At 60.8% G+C, this 21384-nt stretch carries 14 protein-coding genes and 3 pseudogenes; 6 read left to right on the plus strand and 11 right to left on the minus strand.

The window, feature by feature from the left end; all coding sequences use genetic code 11:
- Positions 1-128: 128 nt before the first annotated feature.
- A complete protein-coding gene (locus AC244Q_RS27830) occupies positions 129-1580 on the plus strand; it encodes an NCS1 family nucleobase:cation symporter-1 (protein WP_128406883.1) in 1452 nt (483 codons plus the stop codon).
- A 65-nt stretch (positions 1581-1645) separates the two neighbouring features.
- Here AC244Q_RS27830 and AC244Q_RS27835 read toward each other — a convergent pair whose 3' ends face one another.
- Complete coding sequence (locus AC244Q_RS27835; protein WP_128406884.1) at positions 1646-3526, minus strand: HAMP domain-containing methyl-accepting chemotaxis protein; 1881 nt, start codon at positions 3524-3526, stop codon at positions 1646-1648.
- A 127-nt stretch (positions 3527-3653) separates the two neighbouring features.
- Between AC244Q_RS27835 and AC244Q_RS27840 the strand changes: the two are divergent.
- Together AC244Q_RS27840 and AC244Q_RS27845 are read left to right on the plus strand one after the other, a co-directional pair.
- A pseudogene (locus AC244Q_RS27840) lies at positions 3654-3849 on the plus strand (DUF4272 domain-containing protein); the annotation flags it as partial.
- Between the two features lie 151 nt (positions 3850-4000).
- On the plus strand, positions 4001-5044 hold the full coding sequence (locus tag AC244Q_RS27845; protein ID WP_003562777.1) for a magnesium and cobalt transport protein CorA: 1044 nt from the start codon (positions 4001-4003) through the stop codon (positions 5042-5044).
- Between the two features lie 159 nt (positions 5045-5203).
- Here AC244Q_RS27845 and AC244Q_RS27850 read toward each other — a convergent pair whose 3' ends face one another.
- The 3 genes from AC244Q_RS27850 to AC244Q_RS27860 form a co-directional block, all read right to left on the minus strand.
- Complete coding sequence (locus AC244Q_RS27850; protein WP_003562775.1) at positions 5204-5974, minus strand: phosphotransferase; 771 nt, start codon at positions 5972-5974, stop codon at positions 5204-5206.
- Positions 5975-5995: 21 nt separating this feature from the next.
- Positions 5996-6877 carry an MBL fold metallo-hydrolase gene (locus AC244Q_RS27855; protein ID WP_128406885.1) on the minus strand — a complete coding sequence of 294 codons (882 nt, stop codon included), beginning with the start codon at positions 6875-6877 and terminating at the stop codon, positions 5996-5998.
- 64 nt (positions 6878-6941) lie between these two features.
- On the minus strand, positions 6942-7349 hold the full coding sequence (locus AC244Q_RS27860) for a hypothetical protein (RefSeq protein ID WP_245460528.1): 408 nt from the start codon (positions 7347-7349) through the stop codon (positions 6942-6944).
- A 216-nt stretch (positions 7350-7565) separates the two neighbouring features.
- Here AC244Q_RS27860 and AC244Q_RS27865 point away from each other — a divergent pair, with 216 nt between their 5' ends.
- The 3 genes from AC244Q_RS27865 to glgB are packed head-to-tail and all read left to right on the plus strand — an operon-like array spanning position 7566 to position 16279.
- Entirely contained in the window at positions 7566-10790 is a 3225-nt protein-coding gene (locus AC244Q_RS27865; protein ID WP_128406886.1) for an alpha-1,4-glucan--maltose-1-phosphate maltosyltransferase, read from the plus strand.
- Positions 10791-14072 carry a maltose alpha-D-glucosyltransferase gene (gene treS, locus AC244Q_RS27870; RefSeq protein ID WP_128406887.1) on the plus strand — a complete coding sequence of 1094 codons (3282 nt, stop codon included), beginning with the start codon at positions 10791-10793 and terminating at the stop codon, positions 14070-14072.
- Positions 14069-16279, plus strand: a complete 2211-nt coding sequence (gene glgB / locus AC244Q_RS27875; protein WP_017996333.1) for a 1,4-alpha-glucan branching protein GlgB — start codon at positions 14069-14071, stop codon at positions 16277-16279. Before treS ends, glgB begins: the two co-directional genes overlap by 4 nt.
- 42 nt (positions 16280-16321) lie before the next feature.
- Here glgB and AC244Q_RS27880 read toward each other — a convergent pair whose 3' ends face one another.
- From AC244Q_RS27880 to AC244Q_RS27910, 7 genes and pseudogenes are all read right to left on the minus strand, one after another.
- Complete coding sequence (locus AC244Q_RS27880) at positions 16322-17083, minus strand: ABC transporter ATP-binding protein (RefSeq protein ID WP_128406888.1); 762 nt, start codon at positions 17081-17083, stop codon at positions 16322-16324.
- A pseudogene (locus AC244Q_RS27885) lies at positions 17080-18121 on the minus strand (FecCD family ABC transporter permease). Before AC244Q_RS27885 ends, AC244Q_RS27880 begins: the two are co-directional and overlap by 4 nt.
- Positions 18118-19143: an ABC transporter substrate-binding protein gene (locus tag AC244Q_RS27890; RefSeq protein WP_003562760.1), complete on the minus strand. Its 1026-nt coding sequence runs from the start codon at positions 19141-19143 to the stop codon at positions 18118-18120. The pseudogene AC244Q_RS27885 and the gene AC244Q_RS27890 overlap by 4 nt, the downstream one beginning before the upstream one ends.
- A 132-nt stretch (positions 19144-19275) precedes the next feature.
- A pseudogene (locus tag AC244Q_RS27895) lies at positions 19276-19542 on the minus strand (DNA-binding protein); the annotation flags it as partial.
- Positions 19543-19621: 79 nt separating this feature from the next.
- Positions 19622-20485, minus strand: a complete 864-nt coding sequence (locus AC244Q_RS27900) for an alpha/beta fold hydrolase (protein WP_128406889.1) — start codon at positions 20483-20485, stop codon at positions 19622-19624.
- A gap of 2 nt (positions 20486-20487) precedes the next feature.
- The gene (locus AC244Q_RS27905; RefSeq protein WP_003562757.1) at positions 20488-20769 is read right to left on the minus strand and encodes a hypothetical protein; all 282 of its coding nucleotides are present in this window, start codon (positions 20767-20769) and stop codon (positions 20488-20490) included.
- A gap of 74 nt (positions 20770-20843) precedes the next feature.
- Entirely contained in the window at positions 20844-21305 is a 462-nt protein-coding gene (locus tag AC244Q_RS27910; protein WP_017996328.1) for a hypothetical protein, read from the minus strand.
- Positions 21306-21384 lie beyond the last annotated feature (79 nt).

The following is a 21384-nucleotide window of genomic DNA, read 5'->3' on the forward strand; positions in this document are numbered from 1 at the left end:
GCCTCTGGCTAATCCTGAGGCATCGTCAAGAGATGTGCATAATGTGACTATTAAATTGTCAGCTGCACAAATGAAGAGCAGACTTCCGCCTGTGGTCGATTTGGCCTCAAGGATATGGGAGGGCATTCATGAGCGTACGAAATCCGTCTCCCTCGTTATACAACGAGGATCTTGCACCCGCCGAGGAGCGTAAATGGGGTGCATTCAGCATCTTTAACGTCTGGACATCAGACGTCCATAGCCTATGGGGCTACTATCTGGCGGCGAGCCTGTTCCTGCTGTGCGGCAGCTTCGTCAATTTCGTCATCGCCATCGGTCTCGGATCTCTGGTCATCTTCTGCCTGATGAGCCTGGTCGGCAATGCCGGCGTGCGCACCGGCGTCCCCTTTCCGGTTCTGGCGCGCGCCTCCTTCGGCACATTCGGGGCGAATGTTCCGGCATTGGTCCGGGCGGTGGTCGCCTGCTTCTGGTATGGGGCGCAGACTGCCGCCGCATCCGGCGCCATCGTTGCCTTGCTGATCCGTAACGAGAGCCTGCTCGCCTTTCACCAGAACAGCCACCTGCTCGGCCACTCGACGCTTGAGGTCATTTGCTACGTCATCGTCTGGAGTCTTCAGTTGCTGATCATTCAGCGTGGGATGGAAACGGTTCGCAAGTTCCAGGATTGGGCCGGTCCGGCCGTCTGGATCATGATGTTGATGCTCGCGGTCTATCTGGTCGTCAAGTCAGGCACTTTCTCCTTCGGGTCCGAAATCCCGCGCGATGTGCTGATCGAAAAGACCAAGGATGCGGGCGTGCCAGGCGAGCCTGGTTCGATTGCAGCCCTTGCTGCCGTAGCCGCCACCTGGATCACTTATTTCGCAGCGCTCTACCTGAATTTCTGCGATTTTTCGCGCTACGCAACGAGCGAAAAGGCGCTCAAAAAGGGCAATCTTTGGGGGCTTCCGATCAACCTCCTGGCGTTCTGCCTCGTCGCAGGCGTGACGACCACCGCCGCCTTCACCGTCTACGGAGAGGTGCTGCTGCATCCGGAACAGATATCGGCGAAATTCGACAGCTGGTTCCTGGCGCTGCTGGCCGCGCTGACATTCGCGATCGCAACGCTCGGCATCAACGTCGTGGCGAATTTCGTGTCGCCGGCCTTCGACTTTTCCAATGTCTTCCCACGCCAGATCAACTTCAAACGCGGGAGATATATCGCCGCCCTGATCGCCCTCGTGTTGTACCCGTTTGCTCCATGGGAGACGGGTGCTGCGCATTTCGTCAATTTCATCGGATCGACGATGGGGCCGATCTTCGGCATCATGATGGTGGATTACTATCTCATCCGGAGAAGCCAGCTGAACGTCGAGGCGCTCTATCACGAGAATGGCGAGTTCCGGTTCCAGAGCGGATGGCACGGCAATGCCTTCATCGCATTTGCGGTGGGCGTGCTGTTCTCCTCGATCCTGCCGACCTTCACCACCATCCTTCCGGACTGGTGGGGAACCTACGGTTGGTTCTTCGGCGTCGCCATCGGCGGAGCGATCTACTTCGTGTTGAGAATGGGCGCGCGGCGTAATCCGGCCTTCGCGTCCTGACAGAATGAAAGGCGCCCGGCAATTGCCGGGCGCCTTTCATGTCGGATTTCCTGCTGCGGCCTGTTTCAGCGCCGAGCGGCAACCGCATGCATGGCCGGACGGGCCGCGGGCTGCGCCATCGTTCTCGCCGTCGAACGAAGGGCCGAGGACTGACTGACCGCATCGTCGAGCCTGAACTGGGCGATGAGTTCGCGAAGCTTCTGGGCTTCCTGCGCGAGCGAATCGGATGCCGCAGTCGACTGTTGCACCATGGTGGCGTTCTGCTGCGTGGTCTGGTCCATCCGGTTGACCGCGACGTTGACTTCGCTGAGTCCGATGGACTGCTCTTTCGCAGAGGTGGCGATCGAATCCATATGGTGATTGATCTGGGTGATGAAGCCGCCGATGGTCTTCAAGGCCTGGCCGGTATCGCGCACCAGCTTGACCCCGCCTTCCACCTCCTTCGAGGAGTTCTGGATCAGGCCCTTGATTTCCTTGGCAGCACTTGCCGAACGCTGGGCAAGTTCGCGCACTTCCTGTGCGACGACGGCGAAGCCCTTGCCGGCCTCGCCGGCTCTTGCCGCTTCCACGCCGGCATTCAACGCAAGAAGGTTGGTCTGGAACGCGATTTCGTCGATGACGCTGATGATGTTGGAAATCTGCTGTGACGAGGTTTCGATGCGTTCCATCGCCTCTTCGGCGTGGGAAACGACCTCCGCGGAGACCCCGGCGCTGCGATTTGCCTCCGTGGCCACCGTGCGCGTCTCTTCGGTTCGCTTGCTGGAGTTTGACACGTTCGCCGTGATCTCCTCCAGTGCGGCGGCCGTTTCTTCGAGCGAAGCCGCCTGTTGCTCCGTGCGCTTTGCAAGATCGCTTGCCCCGGAGGAAATTTCCCGCGTGCCTGCGTCGATCGTGCCGATGCTGTCGGAAATTGCTCTCAGAGTCGCGCCGAGCTGGGTGACGGACTGGTTGAAATCATGGCGAAGCGCCTCGAAGTCGGGCGCGAAGGTCTCGTTGAGCTGGAAGGCGAGATCGCCTCCTGCAAGCCGTTTCAAACCGGCGGCAAGACCCGAGGTAGCGATGCGTAGCCGCTCCGAGGCGTCAGCTTCCGCCTGCTGCTGGGCGGCAAGACGATCGGCCTCCGCCCTGTTGCGGTTTTCGTCGGCTTCGATTGCCATCCGCTTGTTGGTGATCGCGGCCTGGCGGAAGATTTCCACTGCTCCCGCCATCGATCCGATTTCGTCGGCGCGGTCGGCATACGGAATCACCGATCCGGTATCTCCCTCGGCCAGCCGCCGCATCGCGGCGGTGATGCCGGTAACCGGATTGGCAATGCCGGCCAGCACGAAGACGACGGCGCCGAGAACGAGCAATCCGGCAAAGCCGATCGCGGCAAACAGTTCGAATTCTATCGAGGCGAAGGCCTCCTTGCTGAGTTCGGCGGCCTTGTTGCTGCCGCTGACGTTCAGTTCGACCAGGGCTGCCGTGGCTTCCTTGAGCTTATCCGAATAGGAGCGCATCTCGCCCCCCAGATATTGCCCGGCTTCTTCGGTCTTGTTGGCCCGGGAAAGGACGAGCAGTTGCGAGCTGCTGGTGATATAGCCACCAACGCTCTCCTTTATCGTCTTGATCAATTCGCGCTCGTGGTCGGATGACGCCAGCGAAAGATAGGCGTCTACCGATTTGCCAACCGAATCTTCGGCGACTTTGATGGCGTCTTCGCGCGTTTTCTTTTCTGCATCCGACTGCGCGATGATGTGATCGCGGTAGGCGAGGCGCAAATTCGTCATGGCGAGATTGATCGCCTGCGACGCCTGCACGCTCGGTAGCCAGTTGGTCGCAATTTCTTCGGTGGAGCCGTTCGTCTTTTGAAGACCGTCGACTGCGAGATAGGCGACAAGCCCGAAAAGAAGAGCTATGCCGGTGAAAATCAACAGCAAACTCGATTTTATGTTTGGACGACGCATTGAAAGTCCCCATCGAACGTCCGGCTTCGTACCGGATTGGCCCAAGGACTTTTGTATCGAAAAAAATTTAACGATTTGTTCCGTATGTAAAAACGTCGTTTACCAGTTTTCCGGAAAGCCGCTGTCGCCTTCGATTGCGAACACGCTGCGTGAACTGGGGACGGACGGACTGATGCGCCGTGCCAAGCTGCGCCCGCACAAAGAGCTGCTCGACGCTGCCGACCTCATTTACCGCTACGATAGGGCAGCAACGCCACTACGCCCTCAACTGGCTGATTGGTTACATGGACCAGGATTGGGACGATATTTCCACAGACACGTGATGCCGCCTCGCGGCATGTTAACCCGATTAGACCCCCGCGCCGACGCGGTGATGCATGTTTTACGAAATAGCATTATGATCGGTCGAGCGCCTGACCGGCGGAGGGGCTGGCTGCGGATATGTGATCCGCGCGGAATGGAGGACGGCAGGATTTGGAACGGCTGAAGGATCTGGATAGTGCTCTCGCGCGAGAAGGTGGCGGTTCCACATCGCCTCCGTATGAACGGCCCGGCGTCGTGGCTGCCGCCGTTTACCAGCATGGGCAACGCATTCGCGACATCAGGATAGAAGAGGCCGGCGAGTGGCGAAGCCGGGAGAATGCCATCGTCTGGATCGGCCTGCACGAGCCGGATGAAGTGCTGCTGCATCAGGTCCAGGCCGAGTTTAATCTCCATGCCTTGGCGATCGAGGACGCGGCACAGCCGCACCAGCGCCCGAAGCTGGAGATTTACGGGGACGCGATGTTCATCGTCGCCCGGACCGCCCATATGAAGGATGACGAAATCATCTTCGGCGAAACGCATTTGTTTGTCGGTCGCGGTTATGTCGTCTCCGTTCGCCACGGGGATTCGTCTTCCTATCTGGCGGTGCGGCAGCGGTGCGAGGCCACGCCGGCAGCACTGGCCCACGGCGAGAATTATATTCTCTATTCCATCCTCGATTTCATCGTCGACAACTACATGCCTGTCATCGAGGTTGTGCAGGAGGAGGTCGAGAAGCTCGAGGATCTGGTGCTGCGCGAACAGCTGGAAAAGTCCGACATCGAGCGGCTTTACCTGCTGCGGCGCAAGCTGCTGCGGCTGCGCAATGCCGTGGTGCCGCTCGTGGACGTCTGCCGGCGGTACGAGCACATCGATCTACCCGGCATGGACCCGACGCTGCAGTCGCTGTTTCGCGATGTGACCGATCACGTGCGCCGGGTTCAGGAAGATATCGATGCGTTGCGCGAGGTCCTTGCCTTCGCCTTCGAGGCCAGCGTGATGATCGGCCAGACGGAGCAGACGGCGATCGCCCGCAAGCTCGCCGCCTGGGCGGCAATCCTCGCCGTTCCCACCGCGATCGCCGGTATCTACGGGATGAACTTCAGCGATATGCCGGAACTGAAAACCCAGTACGGCTATTTCGTCGTACTCGGCGTCATCGTCACCTTGTGCCTGGGCCTCTTCGGTTTCTTCCGTCGGAAGAAGTGGCTCTAAAGCGCGTCGCGACCTTTCATATTCGCTCTTCGCGCTTTAGGTCTTTGTTATTGCGCATGTCGTTATCGCAAAACCGCCGCACATTGCGCGACATCCTCTAGATATGTGACGCAGGGGGCGGGTATGCGGCAGACGGACATCCTGCTTGGCAAAGGCGCGTCAGCACAGGGCGTTTAGCAGTCGATCCCGATGCCTTCTGATATAGTCGATATCGCTCAAATACAGCCGGGCGTCTCCTGCAGCCGCGTCCTCCACGAATGTCTCATCTCCGGCCACGGCATTTACCAGCATGAAATCGACGAGCGCCTGAAGCCGCCGGCAGATCATCTCGGGGAGCTGGAGCCGGTCTTCCCCTGTCGCCCCATATACCGTGCAGAAGATTTCCGCCCGGCGCAACTGATCGTCGAGGCCGAAGGTCACGTGCGGATTGGCGGGATCGGAAAGCGGCGCCCAGCGGTAAACCGAATAGGCCAGATCCCATAAGCGCGGCGCCGGATGGGCTGTATCGAAATCGATGATCCCGACAGCCTCATCGTCTGCCGTAGCAATGTTGTAGGGCGCATAATCTCCATGGCATACGATCTCGCACGGTTCCCGCGGCGGCAGCATCCATGTCTGGATCTCGCGGTCCGATTCGAGAAACCCTTGAGATGCCGAATGAAAATCGCGCAGGAGCTTGGCTGCGGAAAGCAGCATGCGCTCCGATCCGACAAACCGGTCGCCCAAATCTTCGCAGACGCGCCCGCTGACAAAACTGACGACTTCCCGGTTCCCGGCTATCTCCACAGGATCCGGCGCTCCCAGAAAGCCTCTGCTCCTGAGATGGCGCAAAAACCGGTGCACCGTCGGCGTCCATGCGCCGGAAGGCCTGATCACGGTGTTGTCGTCACGCCAGATCTGCCCGGCTCGTCCGCCCTCCAATGGTTCCATTTTTGGTCTCCTGAAGTCTCTCTAGGCGAATTTCAGTTTTTCGAGATGGGCCTGAACCGTCGCGCCAAGGTTTGTCTCATGGCACTGCCGATAGAATGCCGCCGTGTCGGAAGCCATTCCGTCGGGGATGAGGACGAAGTCTTCCAACCGCAGGCCGCTTGAACTGCCGAGTTGCGGGTCCGCCAGCTGGCTCTCGCTCATACTGCCGACCCGATCGGCCAAGGCTTGGAAATAGGCGAGGTTGTCATCCACCGCCGAAGGGGAGCGCGTCCGGCCGTGCGCAGGGATGACCAGTCTTGCATTGAGGTCACGGATCCGCTCGAGCGAGGAACGGATCAAGCGAAGGTCGCCTGCATTTTTGCTCCAGACTTCGGGGATCGGGTATTCCACTGCGTCGACGGCCAGGCAGACGCGAAGTTCCGGAATCCATACGGCGATATGGTCGGGCGTGTGTCCCGCTGTATGAATGAGCTCCAGCGTCAGATCGCCGCCGTTGAGGGTCATAGAGGCGGAGAAGGTGATATCGGGACCGATAAGGTCGAGGTTCCGAAACCTCGACTCCTGGCTCGCCTTGTCCCTCAGGACCTCGCGTGCGGAAGGGGCGCGCAAACGGTCGAGCGCGGCGGCATGCGCGATAATGGGCGCGCGCCCGGCAATGGCGGCATTTCCCCAGAAATGATCCCAATCCATGTGCGAATTGACGACGATCAGCGGACGAGCGTTCGTCTGTGCCTCGAGCAGGTTCAGTGCCGCCATGCAGAGTTCGGGCGTTCCGAGCGTATCGATCAGCACATTGAACCTCTCGGTCCGGACGAACACGGCATCAACTTCGTCCCCCGCCCTGACGATCACGATACGATCATCGAGTTCGGGATATGAACACAACTCCACCGATGGATTCATGTCTGGTCGCCTCTATTGCAATCGCAGTGATTTCATTCGGATACATCAAGTCCCGTTCGGGCGCCTACTCTTTCAGAGGGTGCCGAGCTTCCGCCTGAATTGGCTTCCGCTCTACCGGAACATCGACATTCCAACGTCTCATCACGGTGTTCGGCACCGCGGCAGTGCATGTGACCATCACGCTCAATTTCGAGCGGCCATTACTCCTCGGCGTCCACCGTGTTTCGAGCGGAACTGCACATCGGGGTACCAGCGTCTTCAGGTTCGGCTCCAGCACGTCCCATTGCGGATGCCCCTTGGCGTTCTCGTGCGAAATGAAGCGCTTGGCCTCCTCGCGGATTTCGAACAGGCCATGGGTGTGCTCAGTGGAGCGATCGGTCTCGATGCTCCAGGAAGCGAGGCACAGCGCGCAAGCCGACAGGGCGGCGCTAAGGAGTGTCGATCGAAGCAATGGTGTGCCGTGAGCCGCCATGGCTCACCCTTCCGGGAAGCGGAAGACTATCCAAAGACGGCACGAAACTTCAAGGCCCATCTGCGGAAGCGGCGCCTTTGTTGCGCGAATGGAGCGCGTCCCATCGATCCTGCGCGAGTGCAGCCGGCGATGTCTGGTGCATCGTCACTGGAACTTTCGGTGGAACAACCTCCGGCAACAGAAGTTTGCCTTCAAAGCAAACTCGAGCGGCGGCCGATGTCATTCTCTCCAAACCAGGGTGTGTTGAGCACCCCACCCCGGATCTATTATGTCAATCCACTCCTTCTTCAGGGTATCGATGCATGGCGCGAGGTTTTCGACCATGCGGCGGATACCGGTTTCGACCGCGTGCTGACGGCACCTCTCTTCGACCGGGGCGGGGAGCGTAGCATCTTTGCCTCCCAGGATCTGAAGCGCCTTGATCCGCAACTGTCGCTCGGAAGCGCGGTCGAAAATGGGGTGGGACGCCTAGCGGAGGCCGCCCGTAAGAGCGGCGTCGCCTTGATGATGGACCTGATGCTCGACGGCAAGGCCCGGGATCTCAAGGTGGGCTTTCACCCTGTCGATCCGAGACGCTCGCCATTGGATCCGGCAGAGCCGATGACTGCGATGGAGGCGGAGTCTCAATCCCGGCTGTTGGAAGAATGGACAGAACGGCTGCGGGGGCTGGCCGGTCTTGGCCTCTCCGGCTATCGGGCCCTGGGGATCGATCGCATTGGGCCGGCGGTTTTCAAATCGCTGATTTCGGCGGTGCGCGAGAAGACGGACGCGCAATTCCTTGCCTGGACGCCCGGCACTGATTTCGGCGTGAGGGACGCGGTCAAGAATACAGGCTTCGATGGATGTTTTTCATCGATGGCCTGGTGGGATTTTGACGAGAGATGGTTCATCGAAGAACACCGGGTCCAGAAGCCGCTCGGCTGGCAGATCGCTTTTCCGGAACCGCCCTTCGGCAGGCGTATCGCCCACGGAACCGAGAGCCGCGAAATCCTCGAACGGCGCGCCGTTAGGGCGCTACGCCTTGCCGCCACGCTCGGCGGCGGCCTGATGGTTCCGATGGGCTTCGAATATGGCGCAGCCACGCCGCTCGATCCGACCCATGGGAATGGAACGGGTTTGCGGGGACTGCGCCATGATCTGGCTTTCGATATCTCCTCCGAAATTCGCCTTGCGAACACCGAGATCGGCAAGGAACCCCATGCACTTGCCTCATCGCTTCGGCTCATCCGCAACGCCAACGGACCGGTCTCGGCGCTGCTGCAATCGGCGGCGGAAGACCCTCGCAGCGCCGAAAATGTGCGGTTCATCCTGCTCAACAGGGACCTTCGCAAAAGTGCGCCCGCTCCGGTAACAGCACTGCGCGAAGCGGGCTCCGGTTTCCTTCCCGTCGCAGCCGACGGCACGGTTCTGCGGCTGCGGGCAGGGGAGACCCTTGTCGTCGAAGGCAAGGCGCCGGCGCCGATCACATCGCGGCCAATCCTCGACGTCGCGCAGGCGATAGCTTCACCCCGACTCGCCATCGAAAATATCCTGCCGCGGGTCGACGACGGGCGCTTTCCTGTCAAACGGGTGGTCGGCGACATCCTCACCGTCGAGGCCGATATATTCGCCGACGGCCACGACCCGATCGCCGTGGTCCTGCTCTGGCGGCCGCTCGATGCGGCGGACTGGAACGAGACGGAGATGCAGCTGGTCGAAAACGACCGCTGGCGCGCCGAATTCCTGCTGGAGCGCATCGGACGCTATGAGTTTGCCGTCGAGGCATGGAAGAACCCGTTTGCGATCTTTCGCTTCGAGTTGACAAAGAAGAACGATGCCAGGCTGGACCTGAAGCTCGAACTCCAGGAGGGATTGAACCTCATCCGCTCGGCTGAGGTGCATGCCGGCGCAACGCTCAATGCCGAATTGAAGGCCCTTGGTGATAGTCTCGAAGGGGCGTCCGATACCGAGCGCACGGCGATACTGCTCGATGCCGGAACATCCGAATTGATGAACAAGGCGGACAACAGGCCGTTTCGGCTTCGCTCGACGGCAAGCGCCGTCGATGCCGAACGCAAGGAGGCCGCCTTTGCCAGCTGGTACCAGATCTTCCCGCGCTCGCAGAGCGGCGATCCGGACCGGCACGGCACCTTCGACGACGTCATCCCGCGACTGCCCGCCATCCGCGACATGGGCTTCGACGTGCTTTATTTCCCACCGATTCATCCGATCGGCTCGACCAACCGGAAAGGTCGCAACAACACCCTGAAAGCTGCGCCGGGCGACCCCGGAAGTCCCTATGCCATCGGCTCCGAGGACGGCGGCCATGACGCCATCCATCCCGAGCTCGGCGAGTTCCAGGATTTCCGCCGGCTGGTCGAGGAAGCCGGCCGGCATGGCCTGGAGATTGCTCTCGACCTCGCGATCCAGGCGTCGCCGGATCACCCCTGGCTGAAGGAGCATCCCGGCTGGTTCGACTGGCGCCCCGACGGCACGATCAAATATGCTGAAAACCCGCCCAAGAAATACGAGGACATCGTCAACGTCGATTTCTACACGAAAGACGCGCTGCCTTCATTATGGGTGGAGCTCAGGGATGTCGTCCAGCTTTGGGTGGACCAGGGCGTCAAGCTGTTTCGCGTCGACAATCCGCACACAAAGCCATTTCCGTTCTGGGAATGGCTGATCGGCGATATCAGGGGCCGTCATCCCGACGTCGTCTTCCTGTCGGAAGCCTTCACCAAGCCGAAGGTGATGTACCGCCTGGCAAAGATCGGCTTCTCCCAATCCTATACCTACTTCACCTGGCGCAATGCCAAGTGGGAGCTCGAGCAATATATGCGGGAGCTGACCGAGACGGCGCCGAAGGAATTCTTCCGCCCGCATTTCTTCGTCAACACGCATGATATCAATCCGGATTTCCTGCAGAACGCGCCGCGCCCGGCCTTTCTGATCCGCGCAGCACTTGCCGCTACCCTGTCGGGATTGTGGGGCGTTTATAACGGTTTCGAACTTTGCGAGGGGCGTCCCGATGCCAAGCGCAAGGAGTATGCCGACAGCGAGAAATACGAAATCCGCGCCTGGGACTACGATCGGCCGGGCAATATCATCGCCGAAATCAGGACGCTCAATCGCATCCGCAACGAAAACACCGCGCTGCATTCGCATCTCGGGCTGACGCTGCTGAATGCGCGAAATGACAATATCCTGTTTTTCGAGAAGGCGAGCCGTGCCCGCGACAATGTCCTGCTGATCGCCATCAGCCTCGACCCCCACAATTTCCAGCAGAGCGACGTCGAGCTGCCGCTCTGGCAGTGGTCGCTGGGCGACGGCGGCACGCTGGATGTCGAAGATCTGATCGGCGGGCATCGTTTCAAGTGGACCGGCAAATGGCAGAGCATCAGTCTCAATCCTGAGGTCCTGCCCTATGCGATCTGGCGTATTCGCTCAACGGAGGCATGAATGGACACGATGAATGCAGATAGCGCGTCGCAGCCGCTCTGGTACAAGGATGCAATCATCTACCAGCTGCACATCAAGTCGTTCTACGACGCCAATGGTGACGGGGTCGGCGACTTTGCCGGCTTGCACCAGAAGCTCGATCACATCGCAGCCCTCGGCGTCAATGCCATCTGGCTTTTGCCTTTCTTTCCCTCTCCGCGTCGAGACGACGGCTACGACATCGCCGACTATGGCAGTGTCAGCCCCGATTACGGGACGGTGGAGGATTTCCGGGCTTTCGTCGACGCCGCCCACCAGCGCAAAATCCGCGTCATCATCGAGCTCGTCATCAACCACACTTCCGATCAGCATCCCTGGTTCCAGCGCGCCCGCCAGGCGCCGGCAGGCTCGCCCGAGCGCGACTTCTATGTCTGGTCCGATACCGATCAGAAATTTCCGGAAACGCGCATTATTTTCATCGATACGGAAAAATCCAACTGGACATGGGACGCGGTCGCCGGCGCCTACTACTGGCACCGCTTCTATTCCCATCAACCCGACCTCAATTTCGACAGCCCTCTCGTCATGGAGGAATTGCTGAGGGTGATGCGTTTCTGGCTGGAAACCGGCATCGACGGTTTTCGTCTCGACGCTATACCTTACCTCGTCGAGCGCGAGGGGACGATCAACGAAAATCTGCCGGAAACCCACGCGATCCTCAAACGCATACGCGCCGCGCTCGATGCCACCCATCCCGGCGTGATGCTGCTTGCCGAGGCCAATCAATGGCCGGAGGACACGCGCGAATATTTCGGAGACGGCGACGAATGCCACATGGCCTTCCACTTTCCGCTGATGCCGCGCATGTATATGGCGATCGCCAAGGAGGACCGGTTTCCGATCACCGATATCCTGCGCCAGACGCCGGAGATTCCCGACAACTGCCAATGGGCGATCTTCCTTCGCAACCACGACGAGCTGACGCTTGAAATGGTGACCGACGCCGAGCGGGATTATCTCTGGGAGACCTATGCATCCGACAAACGTGCCCGCATCAATCTCGGCATAAGGCGGCGCCTAGCGCCGTTGATGGAGCGCGACCGCCGGCGGATCGAGCTGATGAACGCGCTTCTTCTGTCGATGCCGGGAACGCCAGTGATCTATTATGGCGACGAGATCGGCATGGGCGACAATATCTATCTCGGCGACCGGGATGGGGTGAGGACGCCGATGCAATGGTCTCCGGACCGCAATGGAGGTTTCTCCAGGGCAGATCCGGCGCGTCTCGTCCTGCCGCCCGTCGCTGACCCGCTCTACGGTTTCGAGGCCGTCAACGTCGAGGCGCAGAGCACGGACGCGCATTCGCTGCTCAATTGGACGCGCAGAATGTTGGCGTTGCGCGGCAGGCATCCGGCCTTCGGACGTGGCACGCTGCGGTTTCTTTCACCGGAAAATCGCAAGATCCTTGCCTATCTCAGGGAGTATGAAGGCGAGGTCTTGCTTTGTGTCGCAAGTCTCTCGCGGCTGCCCCAGGCCGTCGAACTCGACTTGTCGAGCTTCGAGGGGCGCGTGCCCATTGAACTGACCGGCATGTCGCCGTTTCCGCCGATCGGCCAGTTGACCTATCTGCTGACCTTGCCGCCTTACGGCTTCTTCTGGTTCCAGCTGACGGCTGATGCCGACCCGCCGGCGTGGCGCACCGCACCGCCGGAACAGCTTCCCGATCTGTTGACGATGGTCATCCGGCGTAGCCTGCTCGACCTCGTGGATGAACCGGGTCATGCACGCATCCTGAGCGGCGAAATCTTGCCCGCCTATCTCTCCAGGCGGCGATGGTTCGGGGCAAAGGACCAGCCGCTTCAGTCCGCCCGACTGGTCTCCGCGACACCAATCCCATTCGCCGACGGCGTCGTCCTCGGCGAGCTGGAGGTCGTGCTGCCGAACCACAGCGAATCCTACCAACTGCCGCTCACGGTCGCCTGGGACGATGCGCACCCTTCCGCGCTTGCCCAGCAGCTTGCGCTTGGGAGGATTCGCCAAGGTAGACGCGTTGGTTTCCTCACAGATGGATTTGCCGTGGAGGCAATGGCGCGCGGCATTCTGCACGGACTTCGCGACCGCTCGCGCACCACCGGCCGGACCGGCACGCTCGAATTCCTTGGGACAGAACAGCTCGACAGTCTCGATATTTCGGACGAGCTGCCGGTGCATTGGCTATCGGCTGAACAATCCAACAGCTCGCTGCTCGTCGGCGACGTAGCGATGATCAAACTGATCAGGCACATCTTCCCGGGCATCCATCCGGAAGTGGAGATGACGCGCTATCTCACCCGCGCCGGCTATGACCACACAGCGCCCCTGCTCGGCGAGGTCGCGCATACCGATTCCAGCGGACGCCGTTCGACCTTGATCATCGTCCAGGGCGCGATCCGCAATCAGGGCGACGCCTGGAACTGGATGCTGAACAATCTGCGCCGCGGGGCCGACGAACTGGTGCTGAACGATCCGGCGGTCCAACCAGACGACGACGTTTTCCAGTCGCTGATCAGCTTCGTCGCGATGGTCGGCCTCAGGCTCGGAGAGCTGCATGTCGTGCTCGCTGCGAAGACCGGGGACGAGGCCTTCAGCCCGGTGGTATCAGGCGACAAAGAGGTCGAGGCGATGAAGAAGGCCGTTTCCGGCGAGGTAGCCTATGCCATGTCGAAGCTTGACGAACGCGAGCAGAATGCCGACCCTGCAATCGACCTGCTGGCGGCCCCGCTTCTCGAGCGCCGCTCCGAACTCGCAGAGCTCGCCGGGACGCTGGCGGAAAGCTGCCGCCATACGCTGATGACACGCACGCATGGCGACTTCCATCTTGGCCAGATCCTTGTCAGCGAGGGTGATGCCGTCATCATCGACTTCGAGGGCGAGCCTGCGAAAAATCTGACCGAGCGCCGCGCCAAGACAAACCCGCTGCGCGATGTCGCCGGGCTTTTGAGGTCGCTGAGCTACCTCGTGGCCACCGCGCAGCTCGATAATGACGCGGTCATCGAACACGACAACGAGGTCCGCCGCGAGGCGATCGCCCGCTTCGGGCGCAATGCCGAGGAGGCCTTTCTGGATGCCTACTGGCAGGCGGTCTCCGTATCGAAGGAGCTTGACATGCCACCCGATCAAAGACGCAGGGTTCTCGATGCCTTTCTTCTCGAAAAGGCCGCCTACGAGATCGCCTATGAGGCTCGCAACAGGCCGAAATGGCTGCCGATCCCGCTATCTGGCCTTACCGAAATCGTATCGCGTCTGGCGGGGGTCACGGCATGAATGTTGAGCGCTCGGAACTTCTGGCGGGCATCGGCCAGGATGCGCTATGGGCCTTGATCGACGGGCGCCATGGCGATCCTTTTTCGATCCTCGGTCCCCACCAAACCGGCGGCATGACGATCGTGCGGGCCTATCTGCCCGGAGCGGAAGCTGTCGATCTCATCGAGGCAGCGACCGGTCGGGTGGTGACGCCGTTCAGCATCGCCCATCCGTCCGGCCTGTTCGCGGCAGCAGCCGCGTCGAGGACGGGATACCGGCTGCGGATCACATGGCCGGATGCCGTGCAGATCACCGAGGATCCCTACAGTTTCGGCCTGCTGCTCGGAGAGCTCGACCTTCATCTGATATCGGAGGGCACCCATTATAGTCTGAGCCGGACGCTTGGCGCGGTTGATATGTCGATCGACGGGATATCGGGTGTTCGTTTCGCCGTCTGGGCACCGAATGCGCGCCGCGTCTCGGTGGTCGGCGACTTCAATGCCTGGGATGGGCGGCGAAATCCGATGCGGCTGAGACCGTCGGCGGGCGTCTGGGAGCTGTTTATTCCGCGCCTCGCCCCCGGCGAAAGATACAAGTTCGAGATCGTCGATGCACAAGGGACTTGCCTGCCGCAGAAGGCCGATCCGGTGGCCAGGGCGAGCGAGGCCGCCCCTTCGACCGCTTCCATTGTCGCATCGTCGACGCCGTTTCGATGGACCGATGACGGTTGGATGAAGGGACGGTCCCGGCAAGACAGACTGGAGGGCGCCTTCTCCGTCTATGAAGTGCACGTCGGCTCCTGGCTTCGCGACCAAAAGGATGGCAACAGGTCGCTCGACTGGGTGGAACTCAGCCAGCGGCTGGTTCCTTATGTCAGCGACATGGGCTTTACCCATATCGAGATGCTTCCGATCATGGAGCATCCGTTCGGCGGTTCCTGGGGATATCAGCCGCTTGGCCTGTTCGCTCCGACCGGCCGATATGGGACGCCTGAGGATTTCGCCTATTTCATCGACCGGTGCCATGGCGCCGGGCTCGGCGTCATCCTCGACTGGGTGCCGGCCCATTTTCCTACAGACGTCTGGGGGCTTGCCCGCTTTGACGGCAGCGCGCTCTACGAGCACGAAGACCCGCGCGAAGGCTTTCACCGCGACTGGAACACGCTGATCTACAATCTCGGCCGCAAAGAGGTGAAAGGATTCCTGATTGCCAGCGCGCTGGAATGGCTGGAGCGCTACCATATCGACGGTTTGCGGGTCGATGCCGTGGCTTCGATGCTTTACCGCGACTATAGCCGCAACGAGGGCGAATGGATCCCCAACCAATATGGTGGTCGCGAGAATCTGGAAGCGGTCGAATTCTTCAAACACCTGAACAGCATCATTCACGAGCGCTGCCCGCACGCGATGACGATCGCCGAGGAATCGACGGCCTGGCCCGGGGTGACAAAGCCGCCGGAGCAGGGGGGGCTGGGCTTCGACATCAAATGGAACATGGGCTGGATGCATGACAGCCTGAGCTACATCGAGAAGGATCCGATTTACCGCAGTTACGCCCATGGCACGATGACCTTCGGCATGATCTATGCCTATTCCGAACACTTCATTCTGCCGATTTCACATGACGAGGTCGTCTACGGAAAGGGCTCGCTGCTGGCGAAAATGCCGGGCGACGAATGGCAGAAGTTCGCCAATCTGCGCAGCTATCTCGCCTTCATGTGGGGTCATCCCGGCAAAAAGCTCTTGTTCATGGGGAGCGAAATCGCCCAGCCTGGCGAGTGGAACCATGATGGGTCGGTGACCTGGGATGTGCTGGACCGGCCTCAGCATGTCGGCATTCAGCGGCTGGTGAAGGATCTAAACGGCCTTTACGCGGACGAGCCGGCATTGCAGTTCGGTGACTTTCATCCCGAGGGTTTCGAATGGGCGGCAGCCGACGACGCCGTCAATTCCGTCCTCGGCATGCTGCGGTATGCGCCCGATCGCGCTTCACCGGTGCTGGTCATGTCGAATTTCACGCCGGTGCCACGTTACGGCTACAGGATCGGCGTGCCCAGCGACGGTGTCTGGATCGAGAAGATGACGACGGATGCGCGGGAATATGGCGGCTCGGGCCTGGTCAATGGCGCGGTGTCGACTGAGCCCGTACCCGCCCACGGCAGGCCCGTCTCCCTGTCGCTGACGCTGCCGCCGCTATCGACGATTTTTCTGCAGGGGCCGTCGCCTTGACGGCGCGGCCGCGGAACTGTCATTTCGGTGACGGTTTCACCGTCACCTGAGATAATGGATATGCGGGCGCGCATGATAGGGAGAGGCCTCGATGCGCGCCTCGACGGAGAAGACGTCACGCAGAAGGTCTTCGCTCAATACATCCTGCGGTGCGCCGGAGGCAACGATTCTGCCTTGCTGCATGATGATCAGTTGGTCGCAAAACATGGCGGCATGGTTGAGATCGTGAAGGGCGACGATGCTGGTGATCGGCAGGCCGGAGACGAGCCGCATCAGGCCAATCTGGTGCTGAATATCGAGATGGTTCGTCGGCTCGTCGAGGATCAGCTCCTCGGGCGATTGGGCGAGCGCCCTTGCGATATGGGTCCGCTGTTTTTCGCCGCCCGACAGGCTCTGCCAGCGATCGTCGCGCTTCTGCGCCATGCCGGCGCGCGCCAGCGCCTCTTCGACTGCTTCCTCGTCGGTCTTCGTCCAGCCCGAAAACATCGACCGGTGCGGGAACCTTCCGAGCTTGACGACGTCCACCACCTTCAGATTGGCATTTGTCGTGGCGTGCTGCTCGACGAAGGCGATGCGCCTGGCGATCGAGCGGCGGCTGATCGTGCCGATGTCGCTCCGGTCGAGCGTAACACGACCGGAATGCGGCCGCTTCAGGCCGGCCAGAAGCCGCAGCAATGAGGTCTTGCCCGAGCCGTTCGGGCCGAGCAAACCAAGCATCCGGCCGGGCTGCGCCTCCATGGAAACGCCATCGAGAATGGTCTTCTTACCAATTTTCCAGATGAGGTTGTCGGCTTTGATGCTCATGATGCGCGCTGGAACCGGTAGAGGATGATAGAGAAGAAGGGGACGCCCACCAGGGCCGTGACGACGCCGATCGGCAAGATCTGATTGGGAATGAGGGCGCGCGCGGCAATGTCGGCGAGCACCATGAAGATCCCCTCCTGCTATGGCGCAGGCTGGCAGCAGGCGCACATGCAGCGGCCCGACGACAAAGCGGGCGACATGCGGGACGACGAGGCCGACGAAGCCGATCGACCCCACCATGCTGACGATCGTCGCCGTCATCATCGCCGTCAGCGCGAAGAGCACCATGCGCGCGCGGCCGACATTGACGCCGAGCGAGGAAGCCGCCTCGTCGCCGAAAGCGAAGGCGTCGAGCACGCGGGCGTAAAACAGGCAGCCGATGAGGCCGATGCCGACGACAATCGAGACCAGCGCGAATTCCGGCCAGCGCACACCGCCGAAGCTGCCGAGCAGCCAGAACATGACATCGCGGGCCTGCTGCGCATTGGCTGAGGTGGTGACGATATAGGACGTGGTGGCGTTGAAAAGCTGCGAAGCGGCGACACCGGCAAGGATGGTGCGATCCGCGCCGCCGCGCGTGCCGTTCGAGAGCAGCGCCACGAAGAAGAAGGCCGCGAAGGCGCCTGCAAAGGCGCCGGCCGAAAGCGAGACCGCGCCGGCGCCGATCCCGAGAATGACAATTGCGACGGCGCCAGTCGAGGCGCCGGCGGAGATGCCGAGAACATAGGGCTCGGCAAGCGGGTTGCGCAGCAGCGACTGCATGATCGCGCCCGACAGCGCAAGGCCCGCGCCGCAGAAGGCGGCAACGAGCGCCCGGCTGAGACGATAATCCCAGATGACGGTCTCGTGGATGCGGTTCAGTTCGACCGCGGTCCATCCCAGCCGGTTGGTGACGGCCGAAAACGTGGTTGCAAGCGGGATCGGCAGGTCGCCGATCCCGACGCTGACGCCAATGGCGATAGCGATGAGGCAGAAAGAGGCGAGGAGCAGTGCGAGGACGGCTCCCAGCTGCCGGAAGATACGGCCCGCTTCCGTCACTTCAACAGACCGAGAGCCTTCAACTGGCCGGCCACCTGTTCAGCGCCGTAGACCGTGCGGACGGTCGGGTTCATCGCCTGGCCGTCCATGATCACGATCGCCTTGTTCTTGACGGCAGGGATCTGGCTGACGGCCGGATCGGTGTTCAGGAAATTGATCTTGGCCTCCGGCTTGTCGAGCTCCCAGCGGTTGCGGTCGAGACTGGCGACGACGATGATGTCGGGATCGGAGGCGATGATGCCTTCCCAGCCGAGTGTCGGCCATTCCGCTTCCGCTGATATCGCATTGTGTCCGCCGAGCAGGTCGGCGATGAAGCCGGACGCGCTGTTCTTGCCGCCGAGATAGGCATCGGCCGACGGGCTGGGGCTGGAGAACCAGAAGACGTAGGAAAGGTTCTTGCCGTCCTTCGAAACGCTGGAGCGAAGCTTGGCTTCGCGCGCCTTGAAGTCGGCGATCAGTGCCTGGCCGCGATCGGCGACGTCGAAGATCTGCGAGAGTTCATCGATTTCCTTGTAGAGAAGATCCATGTTCCACAGCTCGGCGCGGCTGCCGTACTGGTCCTTGACGTCCTTGGTGCTGAGGCAGGTGCTGGGCGAGAGATAGGTCGCGACGCCCACCTTGTCGAAATCTTCGCGCTTGGCGATCTTGCTGTTCGGCCCGACCAGGCTCGGCAAGGCCACCGCCACGAAGTCGGGATTTTCGGCGAGCATCGATTCGAAGGTCGGCATCTCGACGGTCAGAAGCTTGACCTTGGCATTGGCTTCGGCGAGCTGCGGCAGGACCTTGCTCGGCCAGAAGGCCGTGCCGGCCATCTTGTCCTGAAGGCCGAGCAGCAGCAGGATTTCAGCGCTGTTCTGGCCAAGGCCGATCGCCCGTTCGGGTGCCTTCTGGAAAGTCACCTGCGCGCCGCAGTTTCCCAGGCTCAGCGGATAGGTCGTCGAACCGGCCAAAGACGGATTTGCGGCAAGGCCGATCATGGCGGAAAGGCCGCAGGCGGCCAGAAGCGATTTGAGGCTGGTCACGAAGTTTCCCCGGTGAGTGAGTACATCCGGCCGCCGTATAGCCTCAGAAACGGGCGGAAAACAAGACCAAAAAAATCAACTTATCTCAAAATTGACAGCGCTTTTGCTGCCGGGCTACGTGCCATCACCCGCTAAACTGCAGCGATGCTCGTCATTGCGAGCCAGTGCCGGAACCAGCGGATCGAGATCGTTTATCGCCGCGCCCACCATGTCCGAGCGGCTGAGAAGCTGCGCCAACGATCCAGCGTTCGTCGTGGCTGAAAGCGCCTCGGCCAGCTCATTTGCCGGGACATTCGTAGAAATGCGCTCCAGCGCCGACGTCGCGCGTCGCAGAAACGCACTCCTGATGGAGTTCGGTTCTTCCTGCACAGTGAAGGGACCGGATACGTGATTGTCCACTGAGTGGCCCCTTGGTTGACAAGGTATTTTTGTGGCTCATGATCATATCAAGTCAACCATGTAACGAAGCCGGCGCTCATCAGTGAGCTCCAAAAAACTCCCTCATCGCCCGGGAGAGCGCATATGGATTTTCCTCGGCCACGTGGTGACCGCTCTCTATGCCGAAACCTCGCACATCATCCGCCCAGCTTCGCCAGATGGCGACAGGATCGCCATAGATCTTTTCCAGGTCGTCCCTGAGCGACCAAAGGCACAGCATGGGGCAGGTCACTTTCCTGCCGGCGTCGCGGTCCGCGCTGTCGTGCAGATGATCGATGCTGAGGCCGGCGCGATAATCCTCGATCATGCCATGGATCACAACGGGATCACGGATGACGTCGAGCAGGTCATCATAGGCCTCCGAACCCATCAGCCTGGGTGACAGCTTGTCGTACCAAGCTAGCGGATCGGCTGAAATTGCGCGTTCGGGTTTTTCCGGCTGGGCAAAGAAAAACCAGTGATACCAGTCTCTGGCAAAGGTCCAGTCGGCGCGCTCCAGATGCTCGATAACAGGAATGGCGTCCACGATGACGAGCTTGCGCACGCAGGCGGGATGATCCATCGCCATGCGGAACGCCGTTAAGCTTCCACGGTCGTGTCCCGCTACGAAGAAGCTTTCGTGTCCCAATCGTTTCATCAGCTCGACGAGGGCGTGAGCCTTGGCGCGCTTAGAGGAATTGCTGCTATCCGGAGCGTCGCCCGGCTGATAGGAGCGGCCGAAGCCAGGAAGATCGGGACAGACGACGTGGTAGCCCGATGACAAGAAATCTGCAGCTTTGCCCCAGGTCATATGGGTCCTTGGGTGGCCGTGGAGAAGAAGAACGGCTGGCCCCGATCCTCCGTGACGGACACGAAGCGAGCCTGCTGCGGTGTCGATCGCATCCAGGGTGAAGCCATCGAACATCTTCAGCTCAGCTTTCCCACGAGCTTGGCATAGTCCGAAAATGTCAGCCGTTCGCCTTTCCTGCCTGCCTCCTCGGCGAGCTGCAGCACACGGATGGGAAACAGGATCGCGGCGCGGTTGGCACCGGACAGTTCATGGTCGTCATCGTCTTCGATTGCCTTCTTGGCTTTCGAGAGCGCGGCATTGAGTTCTTGGCTGGTGAGCAATTCTTTCTCGACGATCGCATCACAAATCGACGCCATGGCCATGATCAGGCCCTTGAGCTGGAGGTTGGCCGTATTCATGAGAACTCCGAGGAAACGATGGATGGGACGATGGCGCTCCGGCTCATCGCCGATTGCGCCGCGGCATTGCTACGTCAGTCCGGTTGAACCGGCCGGATCGTATCGACGGCGACGGCGCCCTCGAGGATCCCGCGCGTAATATCGCGCCTGTTCCGGTCGATCTCGATGACGGTGTAAAGCTTGTCGTCCCGAAAGGCGCTGGCATTGACCGTGGTGACATCCTCGGCGGGAGCCGCATCCACTTCCATGAAGTCGAGCTCACGAGACGCGGCGACGATCCTGGCGTCACCGGGCGTTCTGGCGGCAACGACGACAGTGCCGTGTCCGGGGGAATTGTCCCATCTCGGATCGTCGGGTGCGGCGATCGGCTCCAACCGGTAGATGTTGAGCATCTCGCCGCCTATGTCGGACGACGCTTGCGCAGCATCCTCGATTTGCGCCTGGCTCTCGACCGACTTTCCGAAAGTGGTCGGGCTGGTCGCGTTATTGATTTCTTCCTTGCCTGTCCTTGAGACGTTCGACATGTCGCTCTCCATTGTCAGAACGGTAACGACAGCCGGCAGCAAAGTGTTCCGCGCACGAAAAACCACAAATTTGACTGGAGCGGTTTCGGGC

This window comes from Rhizobium sp. CB2179, assembly GCF_057653455.1.